The organism is Streptomyces tendae (assembly GCF_014650435.1).
GTDB lineage: Bacteria > Actinomycetota > Actinomycetes > Streptomycetales > Streptomycetaceae > Streptomyces > Streptomyces tendae.
The window spans coordinates 314,472-338,144 of record NZ_BMUY01000008.1; the positions used below are offsets into that span (position 1 = coordinate 314,472).

General features: G+C 72.9%; 18 protein-coding genes. 10 read left to right on the forward strand and 8 right to left on the reverse strand.

The window, feature by feature from the left end; all coding sequences use genetic code 11:
• Positions 1 to 104: 104 nt before the first annotated feature.
• Complete coding sequence (locus IE258_RS22635) at positions 105 to 1,421, forward strand: sensor histidine kinase (protein WP_189746231.1); 1,317 nt, start codon at positions 105 to 107, stop codon at positions 1,419 to 1,421.
• Positions 1,422 to 1,435: 14 nt separating this feature from the next.
• Here IE258_RS22635 and IE258_RS22640 read toward each other — a convergent pair whose 3' ends face one another.
• Positions 1,436 to 1,930: an SUKH-3 domain-containing protein gene (locus tag IE258_RS22640; RefSeq protein ID WP_189746233.1), complete on the reverse strand. Its 495-nt coding sequence runs from the start codon at positions 1,928 to 1,930 to the stop codon at positions 1,436 to 1,438.
• A gap of 56 nt (positions 1,931 to 1,986) precedes the next feature.
• The gene (locus IE258_RS22645; protein ID WP_159327018.1) at positions 1,987 to 2,520 is read right to left on the reverse strand and encodes a YwqJ-related putative deaminase; all 534 of its coding nucleotides are present in this window, start codon (positions 2,518 to 2,520) and stop codon (positions 1,987 to 1,989) included.
• Between the two features lie 293 nt (positions 2,521 to 2,813).
• On the opposite strand from IE258_RS22645, the gene IE258_RS22650 reads away from it, so the two are divergent.
• The 3 genes from IE258_RS22650 to IE258_RS22660 all read left to right on the forward strand — a co-directional run bounded on the left by IE258_RS22650 (position 2,814) and on the right by IE258_RS22660 (position 7,569).
• A complete protein-coding gene (locus IE258_RS22650; protein WP_127892387.1) occupies positions 2,814 to 3,806 on the forward strand; it encodes an SMI1/KNR4 family protein in 993 nt (330 codons plus the stop codon).
• Between the two features lie 7 nt (positions 3,807 to 3,813).
• On the forward strand, positions 3,814 to 6,510 hold the full coding sequence (locus IE258_RS22655) for an SUKH-4 family immunity protein (RefSeq protein ID WP_189746235.1): 2,697 nt from the start codon (positions 3,814 to 3,816) through the stop codon (positions 6,508 to 6,510).
• Between the two features lie 168 nt (positions 6,511 to 6,678).
• On the forward strand, positions 6,679 to 7,569 hold the full coding sequence (locus IE258_RS22660; protein ID WP_189746237.1) for a coiled-coil domain-containing protein: 891 nt from the start codon (positions 6,679 to 6,681) through the stop codon (positions 7,567 to 7,569).
• A gap of 30 nt (positions 7,570 to 7,599) precedes the next feature.
• Here the strand turns inward: IE258_RS22660 and IE258_RS22665 are convergent, their stop codons facing one another.
• Positions 7,600 to 9,180 carry a sodium/solute symporter gene (locus IE258_RS22665; RefSeq protein ID WP_229892371.1) on the reverse strand — a complete coding sequence of 527 codons (1,581 nt, stop codon included), beginning with the start codon at positions 9,178 to 9,180 and terminating at the stop codon, positions 7,600 to 7,602.
• A 26-nt stretch (positions 9,181 to 9,206) separates the two neighbouring features.
• Positions 9,207 to 9,614: a DUF485 domain-containing protein gene (locus IE258_RS22670; protein WP_189746241.1), complete on the reverse strand. Its 408-nt coding sequence runs from the start codon at positions 9,612 to 9,614 to the stop codon at positions 9,207 to 9,209.
• 530 nt (positions 9,615 to 10,144) lie between these two features.
• Between IE258_RS22670 and IE258_RS22675 the strand changes: the two genes are divergently transcribed.
• From IE258_RS22675 to mfd, 3 genes are all read left to right on the forward strand, one after another.
• Complete coding sequence (locus IE258_RS22675) at positions 10,145 to 10,933, forward strand: ABC transporter ATP-binding protein (protein WP_189746243.1); 789 nt, start codon at positions 10,145 to 10,147, stop codon at positions 10,931 to 10,933.
• Positions 10,930 to 13,497, forward strand: a complete 2,568-nt coding sequence (locus IE258_RS22680) for an ABC transporter permease (RefSeq protein ID WP_189746244.1) — start codon at positions 10,930 to 10,932, stop codon at positions 13,495 to 13,497. Before IE258_RS22675 ends, IE258_RS22680 begins: the two co-directional genes overlap by 4 nt.
• A gap of 520 nt (positions 13,498 to 14,017) precedes the next feature.
• Positions 14,018 to 17,551, forward strand: coding sequence for a transcription-repair coupling factor (gene mfd / locus IE258_RS22685; protein ID WP_189746246.1), 3,534 nt, complete (start codon positions 14,018 to 14,020; stop codon positions 17,549 to 17,551).
• 141 nt (positions 17,552 to 17,692) lie between these two features.
• Here the strand turns inward: mfd and IE258_RS22690 are convergent, their stop codons facing one another.
• Positions 17,693 to 17,890 carry an antitoxin gene (locus tag IE258_RS22690; protein WP_159327011.1) on the reverse strand — a complete coding sequence of 66 codons (198 nt, stop codon included), beginning with the start codon at positions 17,888 to 17,890 and terminating at the stop codon, positions 17,693 to 17,695.
• A gap of 146 nt (positions 17,891 to 18,036) precedes the next feature.
• Here IE258_RS22690 and IE258_RS22695 point away from each other — a divergent pair, with 146 nt between their 5' ends.
• Positions 18,037 to 18,810 carry an HNH endonuclease family protein gene (locus tag IE258_RS22695; protein ID WP_189746248.1) on the forward strand — a complete coding sequence of 258 codons (774 nt, stop codon included), beginning with the start codon at positions 18,037 to 18,039 and terminating at the stop codon, positions 18,808 to 18,810.
• Between the two features lie 41 nt (positions 18,811 to 18,851).
• Here IE258_RS22695 and IE258_RS22700 read toward each other — a convergent pair whose 3' ends face one another.
• A complete protein-coding gene (locus IE258_RS22700; protein ID WP_189746250.1) occupies positions 18,852 to 19,418 on the reverse strand; it encodes a TetR/AcrR family transcriptional regulator in 567 nt (188 codons plus the stop codon).
• A gap of 101 nt (positions 19,419 to 19,519) precedes the next feature.
• Between IE258_RS22700 and IE258_RS22705 the strand changes: the two genes are divergently transcribed.
• The gene (locus IE258_RS22705; RefSeq protein WP_159327008.1) at positions 19,520 to 19,945 is read left to right on the forward strand and encodes a nuclear transport factor 2 family protein; all 426 of its coding nucleotides are present in this window, start codon (positions 19,520 to 19,522) and stop codon (positions 19,943 to 19,945) included.
• A 19-nt stretch (positions 19,946 to 19,964) separates the two neighbouring features.
• Here IE258_RS22705 and IE258_RS22710 read toward each other — a convergent pair whose 3' ends face one another.
• Positions 19,965 to 20,861: a hypothetical protein gene (locus IE258_RS22710; protein ID WP_189746252.1), complete on the reverse strand. Its 897-nt coding sequence runs from the start codon at positions 20,859 to 20,861 to the stop codon at positions 19,965 to 19,967.
• 48 nt (positions 20,862 to 20,909) lie between these two features.
• Positions 20,910 to 21,401 (reverse strand): hypothetical protein, encoded by a 492-nt coding sequence (locus IE258_RS22715; RefSeq protein WP_189746254.1) that lies wholly within the window; start codon positions 21,399 to 21,401, stop codon positions 20,910 to 20,912.
• A gap of 205 nt (positions 21,402 to 21,606) precedes the next feature.
• Here IE258_RS22715 and IE258_RS22720 point away from each other — a divergent pair, with 205 nt between their 5' ends.
• The gene (locus tag IE258_RS22720) at positions 21,607 to 23,673 is read left to right on the forward strand and encodes an N-6 DNA methylase (RefSeq protein ID WP_189746255.1); all 2,067 of its coding nucleotides are present in this window, start codon (positions 21,607 to 21,609) and stop codon (positions 23,671 to 23,673) included.

Genomic DNA, 23,673 nt, shown 5'->3' on the forward strand with positions numbered 1-23,673 from the left:
CCGGAGATGAACGGCGTGGGGTTCACCAGTTCGAGGGATATCGCGTCGTATCGTTTGTCGAAAGTCACCGGAAAAGGGGCGGTCGGCGTTTGTAGGCTGGAGGCATGACCACGACGGGGGAAGACCACGTACCGGCCCGGGGTGGGCCTTGGTGGTGGGACAGGCGGCGCGGCGCGGTGCTCGATGTGAGCCTCGGGGTCGCGTCCGCGCTGGAGTGCGCGGCGGAGGGGGTTCCGTTCGCGCGGGACGCCGGGATTCCGTTGGCGATGGGGGTGGTGTTCGGGCTGCTGGCCGGTTCGGTGCTGGTGGTGCGGCGGAAGTGGCCGATCGCGGTGGTGCTGGTGGCCCTTGCCATCACGCCGGCCGAGATGGGTTTCCTGATGGGGGTCGTCGGTCTGTACACGCTGGCGGCGTGCGAGTTGCCGCGGCGGATCATCGGGGCCCTGGCCGGGATGTCGTTCGCGGGGACGTTGATCGTGACGTTCGTGCGGTTGCGGCAGGACATGGCCGGGGACGGCGTGGACCTGGGGAACTGGTTCTTCGCGTTCGCGGCGATCGGGTCGTCGCTGGGTCTGACCGCGCCGCCGTTGCTGCTGGGCCTGTACGTGGGGCAGCGGCGTCGGCTGATGGAGAGTCTGCGGGAGCGGGCGGACAGCCTGGAGCGTGAGTTGCAGTTGCTCGCGGAGCGGGCGGAGGAGCGCGCGGAGTGGGCGCGTGGTGAGGAGCGGACGCGGATCGCGCGGGAGATGCACGACGTGGTGGCGCACCGGGTGAGTCTGATGGTGGTGCATGCGGCGGCGTTGCAGGCGGTGGCGCGGAAGGATCCGGAGAAGGCGGTGAAGAACGCGGCGCTGGTGGGGGACATGGGGCGGCAGGCGCTGACGGAGTTGCGGGAGATGCTCGGGGTGCTGCGCAGTGGTGGGGACGGTGCGCGGGCGGAGCGGGCGTCGGTGCCGTTGGCGGCGGTCGGGGTGGCTGCCGCTGCGGCGGCTTCGCGGGCGGCGGAGGACGGGGAGTCGTCGGACGGGCCGTGTCTGTCGGAGTTGGACGAGTTGATCGGGCAGTCGGAGGCGGCCGGGATGGCCGTGGATCTGTCGGTGGAGGGGGAGGTGCGGTTGTATGCGGCGGAGGTGGAGTCGACGGCGTTCCGGGTGGTGCAGGAGGCGTTGACGAACGTGCACAAGCACGCGGCGGGCGCGAAGACGTATGTGCGGTTGGCGCACCGGGTGTCGGAGATCGCGATGCAGGTGGAGAACGAGCCGCCGCCGGAGGCTTCGGCGGCGTCGTCGGCGCGGTTGCCGTCGGGTGGCAATGGGCTGGTGGGGATGAAGGAGCGGGTGGCGGCGCTGGGCGGGGTGTTCGTGTCGGGGCCGACCGATGCGGGGGGTTTTCGGGTGTCGGCGGTGATTCCGGCGTCGTAGGCGTGGGCCGGGCGTCAGTTCGCGGTGAGGCGGGTGGGCTGGGTGCCGGCGACGAGGGTGGCGAGGGCGGTGTCGATGGTGGGGCCGAGGTACCAGTCGCCGGTGTGGTCGAGGGCGTAGACGCGGCCTTCGGCGTCGATGGCGATGAGGGCCTGGCTGTCGGTTTCGGTGCCGAGCGGGCAGGTGTGGGTGTCGAGGGCGCGGCCGAGGTCGCCGAGGGTGCGGGCCATGTGGAGGCCGTGCAGGGGGTCGAGGTGCAGGGTGGCGGGGGCGATCTGGCGGCCGGGTCCGGTGGGTGCGATGTGCAGGCCGCCGAATTCGGCCCAGGCTTCGACGGCGGCGGGGAAGACGGTGTGGCGGTGTCCTGCGGGTGAGGTGTGGTCGCGCAGGGTGTCGGCCCAGATCTCGGCCTGTTTGATGTCCCAGCGTCCGGGTTGCCAGCCGGCGTCGCGCAGTGCGGCGTCGACGGGGACGGGGAATCGGGTGGTGGAGGTGCGGTCGGCTTGCATCGGCCCTTGGTTCGTGTCGGTCGGCTGGTTCGGCTCGATCTGTTCGATCTGCTCGGTCAGTCCTTCTTCTCCGTCGCGGGGTCGACGACGCGGACGCCGAAGTGGGCGCTGAGGGCGGTGCAGGCGCGGCAGGGTGCGGCGAAGGCGCCGTGGAGGGGGTCGCCGTCCTCGCGGATGCGGCGGGTGGTGAGTTTGGCGTGTTTGAGTGCTTTGCGGGCTTCGCCGTTGGTCATGGGTTTTCGTGCGGCGCGTTTGCTGCGGGTGGCGTCGGCGGTGGCCAGGTGGCGTGAGATGAGGATCGTCTCGGCGCAGCGGCCGGTGTAGCGGTCTCGTTGGCCGCTGGTGAGGGTGTCGAGGAAGTCCTGTACGAGGTGGTGCAGGGCGGGGGGTGTGTCGGCGCGGGTGGCGGTGCCGGTGAGGGTGGTGCCGCGTACGGAGAGGGCGGCGGCGACGGTGGGGAGTATGCCGTCGCGGCGGTGCCGGAGGGTGGGGGTCTGCTGGGCGTCGGTGCTGCTCCAGCCGATGCGTGGGTCGCCGCCGCGGGGGTCGTCGGACCGCCCGGTGTCGGGTCCCGTCTGTGTCGCACTCATGATCGTCTTCCCCTCCTGAGCATCCCCCCGAAGGTCACAGAGTGCCAAATCCTGGGGCTGCTGCGGAAGCTGGGGCGGGGTGACACGCCCGGGTATGGGCGGTGTGTCACGGGAGGGTGACGGCTGGTCACGGAAGTGGAGGTGCCGGGTGCCGGGTGCGGGGTCCGGTGCCGGTGACCCCTCTTGCCGTACCGCATAGGCTGTCGGCACCGCGCTCGCACGCGGTGAATCCAGACAGTGCAGGCAGATCAGACGGATCTGGCAGCAGACAGACGCCGCAGGGGGCAACCGCCATGACGACAGGTCGGCTCGGGCAAGCAGCCGCGCCGCCGAACGCGGCCTATGCCGGGCAGGTCGTGCATTTCCCGGATCCGGTGCGGGCGGCCCGTCACCCGAGAGGGGTACGGGTGGACGCGGGTGGTTACCCCGACTTCTCGCCGTACGCGCGTGCGATCGCGGAGATCGCGGATCCGCCGGAGGGATTCGGGGTCGACGAGTTGCGGCTGACGGACTACGTGTCGGCGAACGCGGCTCTGTCGGCGTCGGGGCACGAGTTGTGGGACACGGTGCCGGCGGTGGCGACGCCGCACGGCTGGACGTGGCACCACGTGGCGGGCTCGCGGCGGATGGAGCTGGTCCCGGTCGAGGTGAAGGCGCTGCTGCGGCACCACGGTGGGATCTCGACGGCGGCGGTGGACCAGGGCAAGCGCGGTACGCGGCCGTTGCAGGAGACGCGTCCGGCGCACTTCGGTCTGCCGAAGTCGGGTGTAGCGGTCACGGAGCAGCAGGTGCAGGGGGTCGAGGAGGACCTCGGATACCGGCTGCCGGGGGCGTACCGGTCGTTCCTGAAGGCGGCGGGCGGGTGTGCGCCGGTGGGTACGGCGTTGGACGCGGAGCTGGGGCTGCTGGTGGACCAGCCGTTCTTCACGGTGCGTGAGGAGGCGGCGGTCAACGACCTGGTCTATGTGAACAAGTGTCTGCGGGACCATCTGACGAAGGACTATCTGGGTGTCGCGTTCGTCCAGGGCGGTCTGCTCGCGGTGAAGGTGAAGGGCGAGCGGATCGGTTCGGTGTGGTTCTGCGCCTACGACGACGTGCGGGACGTGGATCCGTCGTGGCCGCCGGCGGATCGCGTGGAGCGGCTGCTGCTGCCCTGCGGTGAGGATTTCGACGCGTTCCTGTCCCGGCTGGCGGGTTCTCCGCCGGAGTTGGAGACGGTGGCGAATCTGATGGTGGACGGCGGTTTCGCGCGTGCGGTGCCCGTGTCGGCGTCGGTAGGGGAGTGAGCTGGCGATGGTGACGTTCGCGCAGGCGCAGGAGCGCGCGGAGGAGTGGGTCAACGGCGAGTTGCCGGCGTACCAGCACCGGGAGGTGCGGGTGCGGGAGTTCGACCTCGGGTTCGTGGTGTGGGCCGAGGACCGTGTGGACGGGCCGCGTTCGGACGGGGGTGCGCAGCGGCTGGTGATCGCCCGGGACAGTGGCGAGGCGACGTTGTGGCCCTCGCTGCCGGTGGGCGAGGTGATCCGCCGGTACGAGGAGGAGTACGGCCGTCCCGACGAGGCGGAGGCGGCGGCTCCGGCGCCTGCGGCGCGGGTGGACCTGAACCAGACGTCGTTCTTGTTGAGTCCGCCGGAGTGGTTGCAGGAGGCGGCGGACCGGATCGGCATTCCGGATCGCCGGCAGGGTGACCAGGGGGGTGGAGGCGCCGGTAGCGCCGGGGGCGCCGGTGGGGCGTTGCCCGAGACGCAGGCCGGGGTGCCGTCGGCGCCCGCGGCGTCCACGTCCCCGTCCGCGTCGGCGGGTGGCTCGTCCGGGGCCGGGAGCGGTGCCGGGTGGCCGGCCGCGGGTGCCGGTGGCGCGGGTGCGTCCGGTGCGCCGGGTGTCCCGAGTGCGCCGGGTGCGCCTGCCGGGGCGACGCCCTGGGCGGGGACGGACACCAACGGGGACGCCGGTGAGGACCGTTCCGTGCCGCTGCCCCAGACCGTGTTCGCGCCGCCGTTGAGCGGCGCCGACGACGACACGCCGCCGCCGTCCACGACGCCGGAGGCCAAGACGGCGCTGATGTCGGGCGGCAGCCAGCTTCCGCCGACGGCGCTCTCGCCGGCGATCGGCGACCCGAACGCAGCCCCCGGTGCGCCCGGCGCGCCTGGTGCGCCCGGCGGTACGGGTACGCCGCCGCCCGTGGCTCCGGCCCCGCCCGCGGCCGGTCCGTCCACCGGTCCGGGGGCGTCCGCCACGCCGCCCCGGCCGCTCGCGTCGAACGCCGGAGACATCGCCGACGCCGCGACCAGCAAGGCGACGCCTCCGCCCCGCCGCGGAGGTGGTTCGTCCACGCCGCCGCCGCCGAGCGCGCCGGGTGTACCGGGTGTGCGTCCGGGGAGCACGCCGCCGCCGTCGGGGACTCCCGCGCCGGGTGCCCCGGCCGGTGGCTACGTGCCGACGCAACTGGTGTCGTCCCTCGGCCCCGAGGGCCCGGGAGGTCCTGGCGGTCCGGGGACCCCGCCGCCCAGCGCTCCGGGGACCCCGCCGCCGCCCAGCGCCCCGCAGCCTCCGGGTGGGGCGGGCGCGCCGGGTACGCCGCCTCCGCCGAGTGCGCCTGGCGCCCCTGGTGCGCCGGGTGGGACGCCGCCGGGCGGGATGCACCACGCCGCCACGATGCTGGCCGACCCGGGCCGGACCGGCGGCGGCGCCCCGCAGCCTCCCGGCCCGCCCGGACCGCCGAACCCGCCCGGACCGCCGAACCCGCCCGGTCCTCCCGGCGCGCCCGGTGCGCCTTCCGGGCCGGGTACGCCGCCGCCCCCTCCGGCCGCTCCCGGTGCGCCGGGGTCGCAGGGGTCCGCGGGCGGTGCGGGCGGTGCCGTGCACCACGCGCAGACAGTGCTGGCCTCGCCCTCCCTGGGCGGTCCCGGCGGCATCGGCGCGCCCCCGCCGCCGCCCGGTGCCGTACCGCCGCCGCCCGGGCAGCCCGTGCCCGGTCCGCCGCCGGCGTACGGCTATCCGCCGCAGCCCGCCGGTCAGCCGACCGTCGGTCCCGGCTACCAGGCCGTACTGCGCTACCGCGCCCAGGACGGCTCCGAGCAGCAGCTGATCCGGCGTTCCGCGCCGGGGACGCCGCACCCGGAGTGGCAGATCTTCCACGAGCTGCGCGCCATGAACGTGCCGCCGGACCAGGTGCTGGAGCTGCACACCGAGCTGGAGTCCTGCGAGCTGCCGGGTGCGTACTGCGCGCGGATGATCCGGGAGCAGTGGCCGCAGGCGCGGATCACCTCGATCGCGCCGTACGGCCTGGACCACGCGAGTCGGCAGCAGGGCATGCAGCAGCTGCTGGCGCACCAGGGTGAGCTGCACCAGGTGGCCGACGGTCCCGCGCGGCCGGCGCCGGTGCGTGCTCCGCTGCCGCAGGTGCAGCCGGCGCCGCCGGTTCCGCCGGAGGCCGTCGGGCAGGAGCTGGCCGGTGCGTTCGGTCCGGGGGTCTTCCGGTTCGAGCAGGCCGCGGTGTCCCGGCAGGGGGTGCCGCCGGTCGTGGCGCACACGCTGGTGGCCGCGGGGCTGCCGATGGACATGGGCCCGTTCTTCTGGGCGCAGGCCCAGCCGGGGCGCCCGGTGCCGACGCTGGCGGAGCTGGCGGCCGAGCGGGGGGTGCAGCCCGCGTCGGACGCGGGGTCGTACCTCGTCGTGGGCAGCGACTTCGGCCGGGCGATCTGTGTGCAGTACGGGACGGCGGCCATCGTGGCGGTTCCGGTGGAGGCGGGTCCGGGCGGTGCGCCCGTGCCGCCGCAGTTCGTGAACACGGGGCTGCCGGAGTTCGCGCGCTGCCTTGCGCTGCTGGGCCGGATGTGGCGGCTCAGGTTCGGTCTGAACCAGGAGCAGGCGGGCCGCTGGACGGTGGACTTCCAGGCGCAGTTGGCCGCGCTGGACCCGGCGGCGCTCGGGTCGCCGGAGAGCTGGTGGTCGGTGCTGCTGGAGCAGATGTGGGACGGGCTGCTGTGAGGCGCCGGCGCCGCTGACGTACCCGACGGGCGGGGCCCGGTCGACCTGCGGGACGGCCGGGCCTCGCCCTTTGTGTGCGGTGTGTCGCATTATGAGGGCTTACTTCCGATCCATAAAGTCGGTTAAGTCCATTTAGTGCGGCAGGTTCACCACAGGGGTGTGATGAGCATGAGCAGCGCCTCGGCGGCTCCCCACGGCTTCGTGACCGTACGCGGGCGCGAGCGCGGCTACCGTCCCGAGCAGGTGGAGGAGTGTGTCGCGGCCCTGTCCGAGGACCGCGACGCGGCCTGGGAGCGGGCCGCCCGGCTCACCGTGCTGGCCCGGGAGATGGAGGAGGACCTGGAGGACCTGCGGGACGTGGTCGCACAGCTCACCTCGCAGGACTACCAGGCGTTGGGGGAGCGCGCGCGGAACCTGTTCCGGCTCGGCGAGGAGGAGGCCGAGGCCGTGCGGGAGGGGGCGCGGAGCGCGGCGGACGGCTTGATGGAGGACGCGAGGGCGTACGCGGCCGGGGTGCGGGACGCGGCGCAGGCGCACGCCGACGCGGTACGCGCGGAGGCGGACGAACGGGCCGGGCAGCGGCTGCGCGCGGCGCGCGCGGAGGCCGACGAGGCGCGGATCGAGGCGCGGCGCGAGGTGCGGGCGGCGCGGGCCGAGGCGCTCTCCGCGCTGCGCGAGATGCGCAGGCGCACCGCCGGGATGCTCGCCGAGCAGAGCCGGGAGCTGGCCGAGCGGGCGGCCGCCACCGAGCGGGCCGAGGACGAGCGGGCGCGGGCCCTGGACGCCCGTCACGAGCAGGCGGTGGCGCGCGCCGAGCAGGACGTGCGCGCCGCGGAACAGGAGCTGGCCGACGCCGGGGCGGCGGCCGGGCGGCGGCAGGAGGAGGCCCGGGCCCGGGCGGCCGAGGTGGTCGCCGAGGCCCGGGCGTGTCAGGAGCGGATCGCCCGCGACACGGAACGGGTGCTGCGCGAGCACGGGGAGCGGTGGGACGAACTCCAGGCCCACATGGCCTCCGTGCGCAGCAACCTCCATTCGCTGACGGGGCGTGCGGTGGAGTGACGCCGGGGGTCGTCCGGTAGGGGCTCGCCGTCAGTCTCCTCTGCGGACCGCCCCCGCCAGGATCCAGCCCTCGACCGTCTCGTAGTGCCGGCGCTGCTCCTGCGCCTTGCGCCGGCCGGAGAGCATCGTGCCGAGCCAGCCGCAGGCGAAGCCCAGCGGGATGGAGACCAGGCCGGTCGTGGTGAACGGGAACCAGTTGAAGTCGGCCTCGGGGAAGGCGGAGACCGGGGAGCCGGAGACGAGGTTGGTGCCCGGCATCAGCAGCAGTACGGCCAGCGAGCCCCCGATCAGGGTGCAGAGCAGTCCGGCGCGGGTGTAGCGGCGCCAGAAGAGGCCGTAGACCAGGGCGGGGGCGATGGCCGAGGCGCCCAGGCAGAAGGACAGCGTCACCAGCGGCTGGAGGCTGCGGTGCTGGACGAGGGTGGCCAGGACGATCGCGGGGATCCCGACGGCCAGGGCGGAGACGCGGGCGAGGGTCATCTCGCGGCGCGGGGACATCTCCTGGACGCGGGTGGCGAAGACGTCGTGGGCCAGGGAGTTGGCGCAGGCGAGGATCATGCCGCCGACGGAGGCGAGGAGGGTGAGGAAGACGGCCGTGGTGACGGTGGTGAAGAGGAACGTTTCCGCGGTGGAGACCTGCGCGCCGAAGGCCGCCTGCGAGCCCAGCAGGTAGGCGGTGTTGCCCTGCGGGTCGATCCCGGCGATGACCGACCGCCCCACCAGTGCCGCCGCGCCGAAGCCGATCACCGTGACGACCAGCACGAACAGCGCCACGCCGGAGACCGCCCAGGACATCGAGCGGCGTACCTGGCGGGCGGACGACGCGGTGTACATGCGCATGGTGACGTGGGGGAGGCAGGCGCCGCCGAGGACGACGGTGAGCTGCGAGGAGATCATGTCCGCGTCCGGGTGCGGCCCGCCCGCGAACTGGAGGCCGGAGTTCAGGAACGCCGGCCCCGCGCCGCTGCGGTCCGCCGCCGCGTCGAACAGCGCGCCCGGGTTCCAGTCGAAGCGGTGCAGGATCAGTGCGGCGACCACCAGGCCCGAGCCGAGCAGCATCACGATCTTGAGGATCTGGATGAGGGCGGTGCCCTTCATGCCGCCGATCGCCGCGTAACCGATCATCAGCACGCCCAGGCCGATGATGCAGCCGGTCTGCAGCGCCGCGCCGGAGAAGCCGAGGACGAACGCGAGCAGCTGGCCGGTGCCCGCGAGCTGCACCAGCATCAGCGGCAGCAGCGCCGCGATGGTCACGGCGCAGGCCGTGATGCGCGCCGCGCGCCCCGGCATCCGGCGGGCGAGCGCGTCGCCCATGGTGAACCGGCCCGCGTTGCGCAGCGGTTCGGCCAGCAGGAACATCAGCAGCATCAGGGACAGCGCGGTGCTGAGCGCCAGTACGACGCCGTCGTGGCCGAAGAGGGCGATGACACCGCCCGTGCCGAGCACGGAGGCCGCCGAGATGTAGTCGCCGGCGATCGCGAGGCCGTTGCGCATGGGGGACAGGGAGCCGTACCCGGTGTAGAACTCGTCGAGGTCGTCCCGGTCGGGGCCGGTCATCACGCACAGCAGCAGCGTGACGGTGGCGACGGCGGTGAAGCCGACCAGGGACATCGTCTGGGCGTTGCCGCTGAACTCGGTCACCGTCCCGCCTCCCGCCGGGCGTCCAGTTCGGCCTCCTTGCGGATGCGGTCCGCGAGCGGGTCGACGCGGCGCCGGGCGGTGTACTCGTACAGCGCGATCGCCAGCCAGGTGACGGGGAGTTGGGCCAGGGCGAGCAGCAGCCCGGTGGGCAGTCCGGCGACGGCGGTGCCGGTCATCAGGCCGGGCGCGTACGCGGACAGGAGCAGGAACAGGGTGAAGTAGCCGAGCGCGGTGAGCGTCGCGGTGCGGCGCTGCCGGCGGTAGGCGCCGCGCAGGATCCGCAGGTCGCTGTGGTGCCCCAGCGGGTCGCGGCGGGGTGCGCGGTGGGTGCGGGACCTCGGGGCGTACGGGGGCGGCGGTGGTGGGGGGTGGTGCTGGTACGACGGGGACGGGTCGTAGGTCATCCCGGTTCTCCTTGCGCGGCTTGGGTCCGAGCGGCGGACCGCAGGAGGTGGGGGGTGGGGAGCCACGCACGTTACTCGCGGGTTCGGCGGCACGCTGCGTTTTGGCCGAACTGGTCGGTCGGTATGTGCGCGTGCCCGGGTTTCCCTGGACGCCCGCTTGCTCCTGACGCCGCGTGAGGGTGGACGCTCGGTGCGTCCGAGGGTGGAGGCGACCCTGATGTCCGCTCCACCGAAGGGTGGACTGCCCCTAGGGGTACCTCCGTACTACGGGTCGGGGAGGGTTCGTACCGACGGAGGACGAGACGGGCCGGGTGGCGTCCTTAGTCTGGCTTTACACCGCTGGGGGGCGGTGAACCGGAGCCACGGGGGTGGGGTTTTCCTCAGTAGAAGACTGCGCTGAACACCAGCGCGGTCGACCCCCGGTTCCGGCCAGACTCTTCGAGACGGCAGCGCGGCGCCCGCAGAACACCACACACCACGACGGTCGCGGCACCGGCGGCTCACTCGATGACCGACATAGGAGACTTGACATGACATCGGCCGTAAGTATTCCCACTCACGGGAGCACTGGAGGGCGTACGGCCGTTGCCGCGCGAGCGCGGCAGGTCGTGAAGGCCTACGGATCGGGCGAGACCCGGGTGGTCGCCCTCGACCACGTGGACGTGGACATCGCGCGCGGCCAGTTCACCGCGATCATGGGCCCCTCGGGGTCCGGCAAGTCCACGCTGATGCACTGCCTGGCCGGCCTGGACACGGTGACCAGCGGCAACATCTACCTGGACGAGACCGAGATCACCGGCCTGAAGGACAAGAAGCTCACGCAGCTGCGCCGGGACCGGATCGGCTTCATCTTCCAGGCGTTCAACCTGCTCCCGACGCTCAACGCGATCGAGAACATCACGCTGCCCATGGACATCGCGGGCCGCAAGTACGACCGCGCGTGGCTGGACCGGGTCGTGGAGACGGTGGGACTCGCCGGGCGGCTCAAGCACCGGCCCACCCAGCTCTCCGGCGGCCAGCAGCAGCGGGTCGCGGTGGCGCGGGCCCTGGCCGCCCGCCCCGAGATCATCTTCGGTGACGAGCCGACCGGGAACCTGGACTCGCGGGCGGGCGCCGAAGTGCTCGGCTTCCTGCGCCGGTCGGTCACCGAACTGGGCCAGACCATCGTGATGGTCACCCACGACCCGGTGGCCGCCAGCTACGCGGACCGGGTGCTGTACCTCGCCGACGGCCGGATCGTGGACGAGATGTACCAGCCCACCGCCGAGGCCGTCCTCGACCGCATGAAGGACTTCGACGCGCGGGGGCGCACGTCATGACCGTCGTGAAGACCTCGATGCGCAACTTCTTCGCGCACAAGGGCCGCATGGCGCTCTCGGCGGTGGCGGTGCTGCTGTCGGTGGCGTTCGTCTGCGGCACTCTGGTGTTCACCGACACGATGAACACCACCTTCGACAAGCTCTTCGCCGTCACCTCCTCCGACGTGACGGTGGCCCCCAAGGACGCCGAGGCCGAGGACACCCCGCAGAACGGGGTGCCCGAGTCGCTGCCCGCGGCCACGCTGGAGAAGATCCGCTCGGTCGACGGCGTGGAGTCCGTCGAGGGCGCGGTCGCCTCGATGAACGTGACCGTCGTCAACGCCGACAACGACAACGTGGGGGCCACCAGCGGCGCCCCCACCATCGCCGGGAACTGGACCAAGAACGACCTGCGGTCCATGGAGATCACCTCCGGCCACGCCCCGCGCGGCCCGACCGAGACGATGGTCGACTCCGACACCGCCGACAAGCACGACCTGAAGATCGGCGACGAGCTGCGCACCATCGCGCAGACCGGCGACTTCAAGGCGAAGATCGTCGGCATCGCCTCCTTCACCGTCACCAACCCCGGTGCCGCGGTCGTCTACTTCGACACCCCCACCGCGCAGCGTGAACTGCTCGGCGGCGCGGACCGGTTCAGCCAGTTCAACGTCACCGCGGCCGCCGGTGTCACCGACGCGCAGCTCAAGCAGAGCGTCTCCGGTGCCCTGGGCGACGGCACGTTCAAGGTTCAGACGGCCAAGGAGGCGTCCGACGAAGGCCGCGCGGACGTCGGCGAGTTCATGGACGTCATCAAGTACGCCATGCTCGGCTTCGCCGGGATCGCGTTCCTGGTCGGCATCTTCCTGATCATCAACACCTTCTCCATGCTGGTCGCCCAGCGCACCTGCGAGATCGGCCTGATGCGGGCCATCGGCTCCTCCCGCCGGCAGGTCAACCGCTCGGTGCTGGTCGAGGCGCTCCTCCTCGGCGTCGTCGGCTCGGTCCTCGGCGTCGCGGCCGGTGTCGGCATCGCCATCGGCCTGATGAAGCTGATGTCGGCGGCGGGCATGAACCTGTCCACCGACGACCTCACCATCAAGACGGCTACCCCCGTGACCGGCCTGATCCTCGGCGTCGTGGTCACCGTCCTGGCCGCCTACCTGCCCGCCCGCCGGGCCGGCAAGATCTCCCCGATGGCCGCCCTGCGCGACGCCGGCACCCCGGCCGACGCCAAGGCCGGCTGGATACGCGGCCTGATCGGCCTGGTGCTCACCGGCGCCGGCGTCGCCGCCCTGCTCACGGCCGCCTCCGCCGACAAGGCGAGCGACGGTTCGATGATGCTCGGCGCGGGCATCGTGCTCTCCCTCATCGGCTTCGTCGTCATCGGTCCGCTGCTGGCCGGCTTCGTGGTGCGGGTGATCAGCGCGGTGCTGCTGCGCGCCTTCGGCCCCGTGGGCCGCCTGGCCGAGCGCAACGCCCTGCGCAACCCGCGCCGCACCGGTGCCACCGGCGCCGCCCTGATGATCGGCCTCGCGCTGGTCGCCTGCCTGTCCGTCGTCGGCTCCTCCATGGTCGCCTCGGCCACCAGCGAGCTGGACAAGACGGTCGGCGCGGACTTCATCGTCCAGGGCAACCAGCGGATCGTGCCGCAGGCCGAGAAGGCCATGAACGACACGCCCGGCCTGGAGCACGTCACCCGCTACAAGGTGCTCGACGCCACGCTGACCTCGCCCGACGGCAAGACCGACGACGACGGCGTCACGGCCGCCGACCCCACCTACGCCGAGGACGTGCGCCGCGCGACGACCGAGGGCAAGCTCTCCGCCGCCTACGGCACCGACGCCATGTCGGTCGGCTCGGACTACGCCGCCAAGCACGGCGTGCACGTCGGCGACACCCTCTCCGTCGCCTTCAAGGGCGGCGAGACCGCCAAGCTCAAGGTCGCCGCGATCACCAGCGACGACGTGGCCATCGACCAGGGCGCCCGGTACATCAGCATCGCGACGATGGAGAAGTACCTGCCGGCCGAGAACGTCCCGCCGAACATGATCATGTTCGCCAAGGCGGAGGACGGCCGGGCCGACCAGGCGTACGCCGCGCTGAAGAAGTCGCTGGACGCCTACCCGCAGTACCAGGTGGCCGACCAGACCGACTACAAGCAGGAGCTGAAGGACCAGATCGGCCAGCTGCTGAACATGGTGTACGGCCTGCTCGCCCTGGCGATCATCGTCGCCGTCCTCGGTGTGGTGAACACCCTGGCGCTGTCGGTGGTCGAGCGGACCCGGGAGATCGGCCTGATGCGGGCCATCGGTCTCTCCCGCCGCCAGCTGCGCCGCATGATCCGCATGGAGTCCGTCGTCATCGCCCTCTTCGGTGCCCTGCTCGGCCTCGGCCTGGGCATGGGCTGGGGCGCCACGGCCCAGAAGCTGCTCGCCCTGGAGGGCCTGAACGTCCTGGACATCCCCTGGCCGACGATCATCGGCGTCTTCATCGGCTCGGCCTTCGTGGGCCTGTTCGCCGCCCTGGTCCCGGCCTTCCGGGCGGGCCGGATGAACGTCCTGAACGCCATCGCGACGGAGTAGCACCCGACCCCAGAGCCACCGCACACGGGGGTTGCGGGGGAGGGCCCGGCGCCGACGTCCCAGGGGGGCGAACGCGCCGGGCCCTTTGCGACGCGGCACCGGGCTGCCGCCTCCCCCTGCCCCGCGGGCCTCCACCTGCGGTCCTCGCCCCCCGGGGCCCCCGCGTCTCCGCCCCCCGGGGGCGTCCCCCCCGGGGCGTCCCCCCCGGGCGTCCCCCCCCGGGCGTCCCCCCCGGGCGTCCCCCCCCCGGGCGTCCCCCCCGGGCGTTCGCCGCCCGAGTCGTCCGTCACCCAGGCGTTCGCCTTTCAGCCCACCGAGTCGGGTGGTGGGTGGGCATAGGCCCGGGGGTCCAGGGGGCGGAGCCCCCTGGTACGGACACCGCGGCGCCGGCCGCCACACACCCGGCGCCATCCACAGCCCCCGACGCCCGCGCATGCGGAGACGTACGCTGGACACACCCCGGCCCGCAGCGCGCGTCGGGCCCGTCGTGTTGTACACCCCCGCACGGAAAGCGCCCCGAATGAGCCTGCACGGTCTGCTAGACGCCGTCGTCAAGGACACCGCCCTCGCGGAAGCGATCTCGGCGGCCGCAGACGGCAACCGCATGCACGTCGACCTGGTCGGCCCGCCCGCCGCCCGCCCCTTCGCGATCGCCGCCCTGGCCCGCGAGACGGGCCGCCCGGTGCTGGCGGTGACGGCGACGGGACGCGAGGCGGAGGACCTGGCGGCGGCGCTGCGCTCCCTGCTGCCGCCCGAGGGCATCGTGGAGTACCCGTCCTGGGAGACCCTGCCGCACGAGCGGCTCAGCCCCCGCAGCGACACCGTCGGCCGCCGTCTCGCCGTCCTGCGGCGGCTGGCCCACCCCCGGCCCGACGACCCCGAGACCGGCCCGGTCTCCGTCGTTGTCGCACCCGTACGCTCCGTGCTCCAGCCGCAGGTCAAGGGGCTCGGCGACCTGGAGCCGGTGGCCCTGCGCACCGGGCAGAGCGCCGATCTGGAGGAGGTCGTCCAGGCCCTCGCGGCAGCGGCGTACGCACGGGTCGAGCTGGTCGAGAAGCGCGGCGAGTTCGCCGTGCGCGGCGGCATCCTGGACGTCTTCCCGCCGACCGAGGAGCACCCGCTCCGGGTCGAGTTCTGGGGCGACGACGTCGAGGAGATCCGGTACTTCAAGGTCGCCGACCAGCGTTCCCTGGAGGTCGCCGAACACGGCCTGTGGGCCCCGCCCTGCCGTGAGCTGCTGCTGACCGCCGACGTGCGCGAGCGGGCCGCCGTCCTCGCCGAGGAACACCCGGAGCTGGGCGAACTGCTCGGCAAGATCGCCGAGGGCATCGCCGTGGAGGGCATGGAGTCCCTGGCGCCCGTCCTCGTCGACGACATGGAACTCCTCCTCGACGTGCTGCCCCAGGGCTCGATGTCCCTGGTCTGCGACCCGGAGCGGGTGCGCACCCGGGCCGCCGACCTGGTGGCGACGTCGCAGGAGTTCCTCCAGGCGTCCTGGGCGGCCACCGCCGGCGGCGGCGAGGCGCCGATCGACGTGGACGCGGCCTCCCTGTGGTCCATCGCGGACGTCCGGGAGCGGGCCCGCGAGCTGGGCATGATGTGGTGGTCGGTGTCGCCGTTCGCCGCCGACGACGCGCTGGACGACGCGGACACCCTCAAGCTCGGCATGCACGCCCCCGAGACCTACCGGGGCGACACCGCCAGGGCGCTCGCCGACACCAAGGGCTGGCTCGCCGACGGCTGGCGCGCGGTCTACGTCACCGAGGCCCACGGCCCCGCGACCCGCACCGTCGAGGTCCTCGGCGGCGAGGGCATCGCGGCCCGCCTGGACAACGACCTGGACACGCTCAGCCCCTCCGTCGTGCACGTGTCCTGCGGGTCGGTCGAGCACGGCTTCGTCGACGCGGCCCTCAAGCTGGCCGTGCTCACCGAGACCGACCTGACCGGCCAGAAGGCCGCCGGACGCGAGGGCGCCCGGATGCCCGCCCGGCGCCGCAAGACCATCGACCCGCTCACCCTGGAGACGGGCGACTACATCGTCCACGAGCAGCACGGCGTCGGCCGCTACATCGAGATGGTGCAGCGCACCGTCCAGGGCGCCACCCGCGAGTACCTGGTCGTGGAGTACGCCCCCGCCAAGCGCGGCCAGCCCGGCGACCGGCTGTACATCCCCACCGACCAGCTGGAGCAGATCACCAAGTACGTCGGCGGCGAGGCCCCCACCCTGCACCGCCTCGGCGGCGCCGACTGGACCAAGACCAAGGCCCGCGCCAAGAAGGCGGTCAAGGAGATCGCCGCCGACCTGATCAAGCTCTACAGCGCGCGGATGGCGGCACCCGGCCACGCGTTCGGCTCGGACACCCCCTGGCAGCGCGAGCTGGAGGACGCCTTCCCCTACGCGGAGACCCCGGACCAGCTCACCACCATCGCCGAGGTCAAGGACGACATGGAGAAGACGGTCCCGATGGACCGCCTGATCTGCGGCGACGTCGGCTACGGCAAGACGGAGATCGCGGTCCGCGCCGCCTTCAAGGCCGTCCAGGACGGCAAGCAGGTCGCCGTGCTGGTCCCCACCACCCTGCTGGTGCAGCAGCACTTCGGGACGTTCAGCGAGCGCTACGCCCAGTTCCCGGTGAACGTGCGGGCGCTGTCCCGCTTCCAGAGCGACACCGAGTCGAAGGCGACCCTGGAGGGCCTGCGCGAGGGCTCGGTGGACATCGTCATCGGCACCCACCGCCTCTTCTCCTCCGAGACGAAGTTCAAGGACCTCGGTCTGGTCATCGTCGACGAGGAGCAGCGCTTCGGCGTCGAGCACAAGGAGCAGCTCAAGAAGCTGCGCGCCAACGTCGACGTGCTCACCATGTCCGCCACCCCCATCCCGCGCACCCTGGAGATGGCGGTCACCGGCATCCGCGAGATGTCCACGATCACCACCCCGCCGGAGGAGCGCCACCCGGTGCTGACCTTCGTCGGCCCCTACGAGCACAAGCAGATCGGCGCCGCCATCCGCCGTGAGCTGCTGCGCGAGGGCCAGGTCTTCTACATCCACAACCGGGTCGAGTCCATCGACCGCGCGGCGGCCAAGCTCCGCGAGATCGTCCCCGAGGCCCGCATCGCCACCGCCCACGGCCAGATGTCGGAGCAGGCGCTGGAGCAGGTCGTCGTCGACTTCTGGGAGAAGAAGTTCGACGTGCTGGTCTCCACCACCATCGTCGAGTCCGGCATCGACATCTCCAACGCCAACACCCTCATCGTCGAACGCGGCGACAACTTCGGCCTCAGCCAGCTCCACCAGCTGCGCGGCCGGGTCGGGCGCGGCCGCGAGCGCGGTTACGCCTACTTCCTCTACCCGCCGGAGAAGCCCCTGACGGAGACCGCGCACGAGCGGCTCGCCACCATCGCCCAGCACACCGAGATGGGCGCGGGCATGTACGTGGCGATGAAGGACCTGGAGATCCGAGGCGCGGGCAACCTGCTCGGCGGCGAGCAGTCCGGCCACATCGCCGGTGTCGGCTTCGACCTGTACGTACGCATGGTCGGCGAGGCCGTCGCCGACTACCGCGCCTCCCTGGAGGGCGGTGTGGAGGAGGAGCCGCCGCTCGAGGTCAAGATCGAGCTGCCCGTCGACGCGCACGTCCCGCACGACTACGCCCCCGGCGAGCGGCTGCGCCTCCAGGCGTACCGGTCCATCGCCTCCGCCAACAGCGAGGAGGACATCAGGGCCGTACGCGAGGAACTCGTCGACCGCTACGGCAAGCTGCCCGAGCCCGTGGAGAACCTGTTGCTGGTCGCGGGCCTGCGCATGCTCGCGCGGGCGTGCGCCGTCGGCGAGATCGTGCTCCAGGGCAACAACATCCGGTTCGCGCCGGTGGAGTTGCGAGAGTCCCAGGAGCTGAGGCTCAAGCGGCTCTACCCGGGCAGTGTCATCAAGTCGGGCACGCACCAGGTGCTCGTACCGCGCCCGAAGACCGCGAAGGTGGGCGGCAAGCCGCTGGTCGGGCGGGAACTGCTCGGCTGGGTGGGCGAGTTCCTCACCTCGATCCTGGGCTCGTAGCGCGCGAGCCCGTCGGAGGACGTGAGGCCGTCGGAGGACGGGGGGCCGTCGCAGTCCCCGGAGCCGGGGCCGGGCCACGGAGAAGCCGTCCACGGGGACAGTTCCGTGGACGGCTTCGACGTGTCCGGTTACGGGGAGCGGCTACTGCTGCTCCCGGCCGCCGCCCTGCTCGCGCCCGAAGCCCATCTTGCCCTCGGCCTGCTGCTGCGCGGCGTCGACCTGCTTCTCGTACTTGCCGCCGGTCCTCTGGTTGACCTGGCGTTCGGCGGCGTCGGACATCTTCCTTGACCTGTCCTTGTCCTTGCCGGCCATGCTCTTCATCTTGTCGAGGATGCCCATGCAGAGCTCCTTCCGAGACGTGACTCACTGTCGACCGTACGACAGATATGTCTCGTGTGCCCACTAACGACCACCTAAGGCACGCTATGGCCCGGACCTCTCCCTCGCTACGGTGGTTGCCGCGAACGGCAAGGGGAGGGGCGCGCATGAGGCGGCACAACAGGATCCGTACCCGATGGGCCGCGGGGGCGGCCCTCGCCCTGGCCCTGGTGACCGGCTGCGAGGGTCTGGAGGCGGACGGCGACACCCCGGCCTCGGGCGGCGGTGCCGAGGCACCCGCCTCCGGCCACGCCGTCAGTCCGCTGGACAACCCGGACGGCACCGCACCGGGTCTCGCCCCGGTCGCGGGCGACGGCCCGCGGACGGCGGCCCGCAAGCTGATCGACGGCCTGCGGACCAAGGGGCGCGGCCCGAAGACGGGCTACGACCGCGACGAGTTCGGTTACGCCTGGATGGACACCGCCGACGGCGTCCCGCTCGCCCGCAACGGCTGCGACACCCGCAACGACCTGCTCAAACGCGACGGCCAGGAGGTCCGCTTCAAGTCCGGCTCGGACTGTGTGGTCATCGCGATGACGCTGGACGACCCGTACACCGGGGCGAGCATCGAGTGGCGCAAGCAGAAGGCGAGCGAGGTCCAGATCGACCACGTCGTGCCGCTGTCCTACAGCTGGCAGATGGGCTCCTCGCGCTGGCCGGAGAACAAACGCGAGCAGCTGGCCAACGACCCGCTCAACCTGCTCCCCGTCGAGGGCCGTGCCAACTCCGCCAAGCGCGACTCCGGGCCGGCCTCCTGGCTGCCGCCCGCCAAGTCGGTCCGGTGCGCGTACGCCGTCCGCTTCGCCCAGGTCGCCGTCAAGTACGAGCTGGCGGTGACGGAGGCGGACCGGGCGATGATGTCGAAGCAGTGCCAGGGCTGACGCGGCTGGGGTGTCCGGCGGCATGATCCGCCGGGCAGGCCCTATGGCGCCGGTGTCGTCAGTGCCGCGAGGGCGGGGCGGAGCAGCGCCGCGATCCGGTCGGCCGGGGCCTCCCGGAGGGGTGACAGACCGAGCAGCTGGTGCCCGACGGAGACGCCCAGCAGGGCGCTGACGACCAGCGCCGCGCGCAGTTCCGGTTCCGCGTCCTCGGGCAGGGCGGCGCCGATGCCGTCGATCTGCCGGCCGAGCGCCACCCGGGCGTGGTCGGCCGCCGCCGGGTCGGTGAGCATGGAGCGCATCATCGCCAGCGTCCCTTCGGGCAGGCCGCCGAGCTTGAGACCGAGCGTGGCCAGCAGCTGATCGACGAGTGTGTCGGGGCCCGCGTCCGGCGGCGGTGCGGGTGCCGCCTGCACGGCCGCGGTGAACAGCTCCCGCTTGGAGCCGAAGTACTGCATGACCAGGGCCGGGTCGACGCCCGCCGAGGTCGCCACGGCGCGGATGGTGGTGCGGTCGAAACCCCGCTCGGCGAACAGCTCCCGGGCGCCGTCCAGGATGCGGGCCTCGGTCGCTCGGCGGCGGTCTGCGCGGGACTGGTGGGGCGTGGGCACCGGTCCACTCTACCGCCGTTCGCTCAACACCTGTTGACCGAGCTGGTGTGCGGCTCTACGGTGGTTGGGTCAACAGTTGTTGAGCGAGTGGAGTGGTCATCATGCCGCCTTCGGACGCGCCCGCTGTTCGCACCCCGCGCGAGGTGCTGGCTCGCTACTACCGGGCCATGCTCGACAAGTCCGCGGACGACCTCGCCGATCTGTACGCCGTGGACGCGGTGCACGAGTTTCCGTTCACCGCGCCCGGCTTCCCCGGGCACTTCGAGGGTCGCGAGGCCGTCCGGTCCGGGTACCGCGCCGCCTGGGGCGCCAGCCCCGCCCGGGTCGAGGAGGTCAGGGAGGTCGCGGTCCACGAGACCGCCCGACCCGGAGTGATCGTCGCCGAGCACGTCGTCGTGGGGGAGATGCCTCCCGCGCGCACCGGGTTCACCGTCCCCGGGCTCCTCGTGCTCCACGTGCGCGACGGGCTGATCGCCCGGGCCCGCGACTACATGGACGGCTTCGGGGTCGCCGCGGCCCGGGGGTGAGGGGACCGGCTCCTGCGGCTCAGGTGGTCATCGCGTCCAGGTCGTCCAGGTCGATGACCGCACCGGAGGGGGCCTTCGCGGGCACCGGCTCGTCGAAGTCGGTGAGGGTGAGGGTGTGGGACTCCTGCTCGAACCCGCTCTCGACGCGCAGCAGGAACGGCTTGCCCTCCGTGGCGACGTACAGCGTGGTGCGGTGCGAGCCGGTCGTCTCGTGCAGGGTGATCGCCGGGGTGCCGTCGACGGTGGTGACCTTGCCGCGGGTCAGCTTCGACCGGGTGCCGTCACCGCTTTCCCCGCCTTCGCCGCCGTCGTCCAGCAGCTTGTCCAGGTCGCAGAAACCGGTCATGGCCTTCGCGTCCGGTCCGTCGGCGGGCATGCTCGTCCACCGTCCGGCCAGCAGGGTCGCCAGAGCCTCGTTGCCGGCCTGCGGCTCGTCCTTGTCCAGGGTCCGCAGGAACCGCTTGTCGAACTTGACGTAGAGGGTGTCGCCGGTCCTGATCAACTCCATCTGGCCCTGGTCGTCCACGCCCATCGTCCCGGCGCATCCGCCCTTCCGGTCCAGGGCGACGTCGAGATTCAGGGAGCCGCCGCTCTCCTCGTCCGGGACACTGCCGGTGAAGTGCACTGAGCGTGCCCCGGTGGTGGCTATCCGGGCCTGCTCGGAGATCTCCTCGCCGGTCAGCCCGGCGAACGGTTCGTCCGATGCCGACGCGGACGCCTCCGCCGGTGCCGCGGTCGAGCCGGGTGCGGAGGCGGCCGGCGACGCGGTCGCCGATCCGCCGGACGCCGCGGACCGGGCGGCCCCGTCGGACGCGCCGTCGCCCCCCTGGTCCGACTGGCAGCCGGTCAGGCAGGCGGTGGCGCCCGCGGCGAGCAGGAGAGCGGTGAGTGCGGTACGGCGCGCGCGACGGCGCATGATGGATCCCCCAGGGATTCTTGGTGAAGAGTGAGCCCGGTACGGCGCTCAGAACTGGCCGTTGCCGAGCAGTTCGCCGTCGGCATCGTAGATCGTGACGAGGCCGTTCTCGCTGTCCTTCCAGTCGGCGAACGAGGAGGCGATGAGCTTGGCCGGGCCCGTGCCCTCGCCCATGATGCCGCCGGTGAAGTCGGTGTAGACGTCGGCGGCGTCGAGGATGTCGTTCTGCTCGTCGGCGCCCTGCACCTTGGTGACGTGGGAGACGGCGTCCTTCTCCTTGGGCGTCCCGTTCTTCTGCACGAACGCCTTGAACTGTTCGGCCTGGGACGCCTTCTTCTCGGCCTTGTCCTCGGTCTTGTCGTCGGCCTTGTCCTCGGCGGGCTTGGCCTCGGAGGCGCCGCCGGTCTTCTCGCCCGCGCTCGCCGAGGTCCGGTTGTCGCTCTTGGCGTCGCCGTCCCCGTCGCCCGCGTTCGCCGACAGCGCGCCGATGACGGCGATCCCCACCACGGCACCCAGCGCGATCTTGGTCTTCATCCCCATGACGTCGGTCCTCTCCCCAGAGACAGATCGGTCGACCGTGAACCGAAGCCCATCGCCTCGGCCGGTTCGATGGGTCAATGACAGCAGAGCTTGTGAACCGAGTCAACACGGTTCACGTGGAGTGGTTAGTACACGATGTGAATCGGGTCGGGTATCGATTCATCGGTAGGATCGGCATCACACACCAGGACGAGGGGGCCCGAGCGTGCAGGACCACGGGACAGAGGTGACCGCCGCCGGGATCGCCCGGCTCGCCGGCGTCGGCCGGGCCGCCGTCAGCAACTGGCGCCGCCGCCACGCGGACTTCCCCAAACCGGTCGGCGGCACCGAGACCAGCCCGTCCTTCGCCCTCGCCGACGTCGAGGCATGGCTGCGCGCCCAGGGAAAACTCGCCGAGGTCCCCCCGCGCGAACGCGTCTGGCAGCAACTCGTCGGCCACCCCGAGGGACCGGCAGCCGCCCTGGTGCACGCCGGCTGCGCCCTGCTGCTCGTCCACGACCGCCCGACCCTGTGGCTGGAGGCGAGCGCCGGCTCCGACGAACGCCTCGCCGACCTGCTGCCCGCCGCCCTCGACCAGGTGCTCGACGCCCGCTTCGGCCCCGGCCCCGAGCGCGCCGTCACCACCCCGGCCGGCCCCCGCCTGCTCCCCTCCGCACCGCTCCTGCGCGGCGCCGCCGAACTCGCCGCCGGGTCGGGCGCCCGCAATGCCTACGAGTTCCTGCTCGGCCGGCACCTCGACGCCAACCCGCGGCAGTACACGCTCACCCCGGACCCGCTCGCCGACCTGATGGCCGAACTCGCCGGCCCCGCCCGCACGGTGCTCGACCCCGCCTGCGGCACCGGGTCCCTCCTGCGCGCCGCCGCCGCCACAGCCCGGCCCGGTCAGGAGCTCTACGGCCAGGACCCCGGTCAGGAGCTCTACGGCCAGGACAGCGACCCCGCACTGGCCGCGCTCACCGCGCTGCGGCTCGCCCTGAGCACGGACGCCGCCGTGCGCATCGCCGCGGGAGACAGCCTGCGCGCGGACGCCCGCCCCGGCCTGCGCGCCGACGCCGCGCTCTGCCATCCGCCGTTCAACGAGCGCAACTGGGGACACGACGAACTCGCCTACGACCCCCGCTGGGAGTACGGCTTCCCGGCCCGCACCGAGTCCGAACTGGCCTGGGTGCAGCACGCCCTGGCCCGGGTCAGGGACGGCGGCACCGTCGTCGTCCTCATGCCGCCCGCCGCGGCCTCCCGCCGCTCCGGCCGCCGGGTCCGCGCCGACCTGCTGCGCCGGGGCGCACTGCGCGCCGTGATCGCCCTGCCGGCCGGCGCGGCACCCCCGTACAACCTCCCCCTGCACCTGTGGGTGCTGCGCCGGCCCGAGCGGGCGCCCGCACAGCCCGGACTCCTGCTCGCCGACACGGGGCAGTTCGCCGGGGAGGGGCGCGGCGGACCGGACTGGCGGTCCGTCCGGGAGACCGTGCTCGACGCCTGGAGCGCCTTCGACCGCACCGGCCGGCTCGACGAACGGCCGGGGGCGGCCCGCTGTCTGCCCGTCATCGAACTCCTCGACGACGACGTCGACCTGGCCCCCGCCCGCCACCTGCCGCCCCCCGGCGCCACCGGCGACACCGGACGGCTCACGGAGGTGCGCGAACGCCTGGACGAGACCCTGCGGCTGACCGCGGAACTGACCCCCGAGCCCCCCTCCGCCAAGAGCGCCGCGCCCCGCCGCCCGCTCACCACCGTCGGTGAACTCGCCCGCGGCGGCGCCCTCACCCTGCGCACCGGGACGAACGGCGGCCACGCGCGCGTGCCCCTGCTCACCGACCACGACGTCCTCACCGGCACCGGCCCCTCGGGCACCCTCCCGGAGGGCGACGAGGAACCCGTGCTGACCGAACCCGGCGACGTCGTCGTTCCCGTCCTCGGCGGCGGCTCCGTCGCGCGCGTGATCGACGACGCCACGGCCGGCGCCGCGCTGGGGCGCAACCTCGTGCTCCTGCGCCCCGACCCCGCCGCCCTCGACCCCTGGTTCCTCGCCGGGTTCCTGCGCGGCACCGCCAACCACCGGCGGGCCAGCAGCCACGCCTCCACCGCCACCCGCCTCGACGTGCGGCGCCTGCAACTGCCCCGACTGCCCCTCGACGCCCAGCGCGGCTACGGCGACCGCTTCCGCGCCCTCGACGAGTTCGAGCGCGCGCTGAGGCTCGCCGGCCGCCTGGGGGAGCAGTTGGTGCGCGGCATGTACGACGGGCTCACGGACGGCACGGTCGCCCCCGGCTGA

Bases quoted from the DNA above. Each gene is read 5' to 3' on its own strand.
- IE258_RS22650 (WP_127892387.1), top strand. From the start codon at position 2,814: ATGACGACAGGTCGGCTCGGGCAAGCAGCCGCGCCGCCGAACGCGGCC.
- IE258_RS22715 (WP_189746254.1), bottom strand. From the start codon at position 21,401: ATGGGGATGAAGACCAAGATCGCGCTGGGTGCCGTGGTGGGGATCGCC.
- IE258_RS22660 (WP_189746237.1), top strand. From the start codon at position 6,679: ATGAGCAGCGCCTCGGCGGCTCCCCACGGCTTCGTGACCGTACGCGGG.
- IE258_RS22665 (WP_229892371.1), bottom strand. From the start codon at position 9,180: ATGTCCCTGGTCGGCTTCACCGCCGTCGCCACCGTCACGCTGCTGCTG.
- IE258_RS22710 (WP_189746252.1), bottom strand. From the start codon at position 20,861: ATGCGCCGTCGCGCGCGCCGTACCGCACTCACCGCTCTCCTGCTCGCC.
- IE258_RS22635 (WP_189746231.1), top strand. From the start codon at position 105: ATGACCACGACGGGGGAAGACCACGTACCGGCCCGGGGTGGGCCTTGG.
- IE258_RS22690 (WP_159327011.1), bottom strand. From the start codon at position 17,890: ATGGGCATCCTCGACAAGATGAAGAGCATGGCCGGCAAGGACAAGGAC.
- IE258_RS22675 (WP_189746243.1), top strand. From the start codon at position 10,145: ATGACATCGGCCGTAAGTATTCCCACTCACGGGAGCACTGGAGGGCGT.
- IE258_RS22695 (WP_189746248.1), top strand. From the start codon at position 18,037: ATGAGGCGGCACAACAGGATCCGTACCCGATGGGCCGCGGGGGCGGCC.
- IE258_RS22640 (WP_189746233.1), bottom strand. From the start codon at position 1,930: ATGCAAGCCGACCGCACCTCCACCACCCGATTCCCCGTCCCCGTCGAC.
- IE258_RS22680 (WP_189746244.1), top strand. From the start codon at position 10,930: ATGACCGTCGTGAAGACCTCGATGCGCAACTTCTTCGCGCACAAGGGC.
- IE258_RS22705 (WP_159327008.1), top strand. From the start codon at position 19,520: ATGCCGCCTTCGGACGCGCCCGCTGTTCGCACCCCGCGCGAGGTGCTG.
- IE258_RS22670 (WP_189746241.1), bottom strand. From the start codon at position 9,614: ATGACCTACGACCCGTCCCCGTCGTACCAGCACCACCCCCCACCACCG.
- IE258_RS22645 (WP_159327018.1), bottom strand. From the start codon at position 2,520: ATGAGTGCGACACAGACGGGACCCGACACCGGGCGGTCCGACGACCCC.
- mfd (WP_189746246.1), top strand. From the start codon at position 14,018: ATGAGCCTGCACGGTCTGCTAGACGCCGTCGTCAAGGACACCGCCCTC.
- IE258_RS22655 (WP_189746235.1), top strand. From the start codon at position 3,814: ATGGTGACGTTCGCGCAGGCGCAGGAGCGCGCGGAGGAGTGGGTCAAC.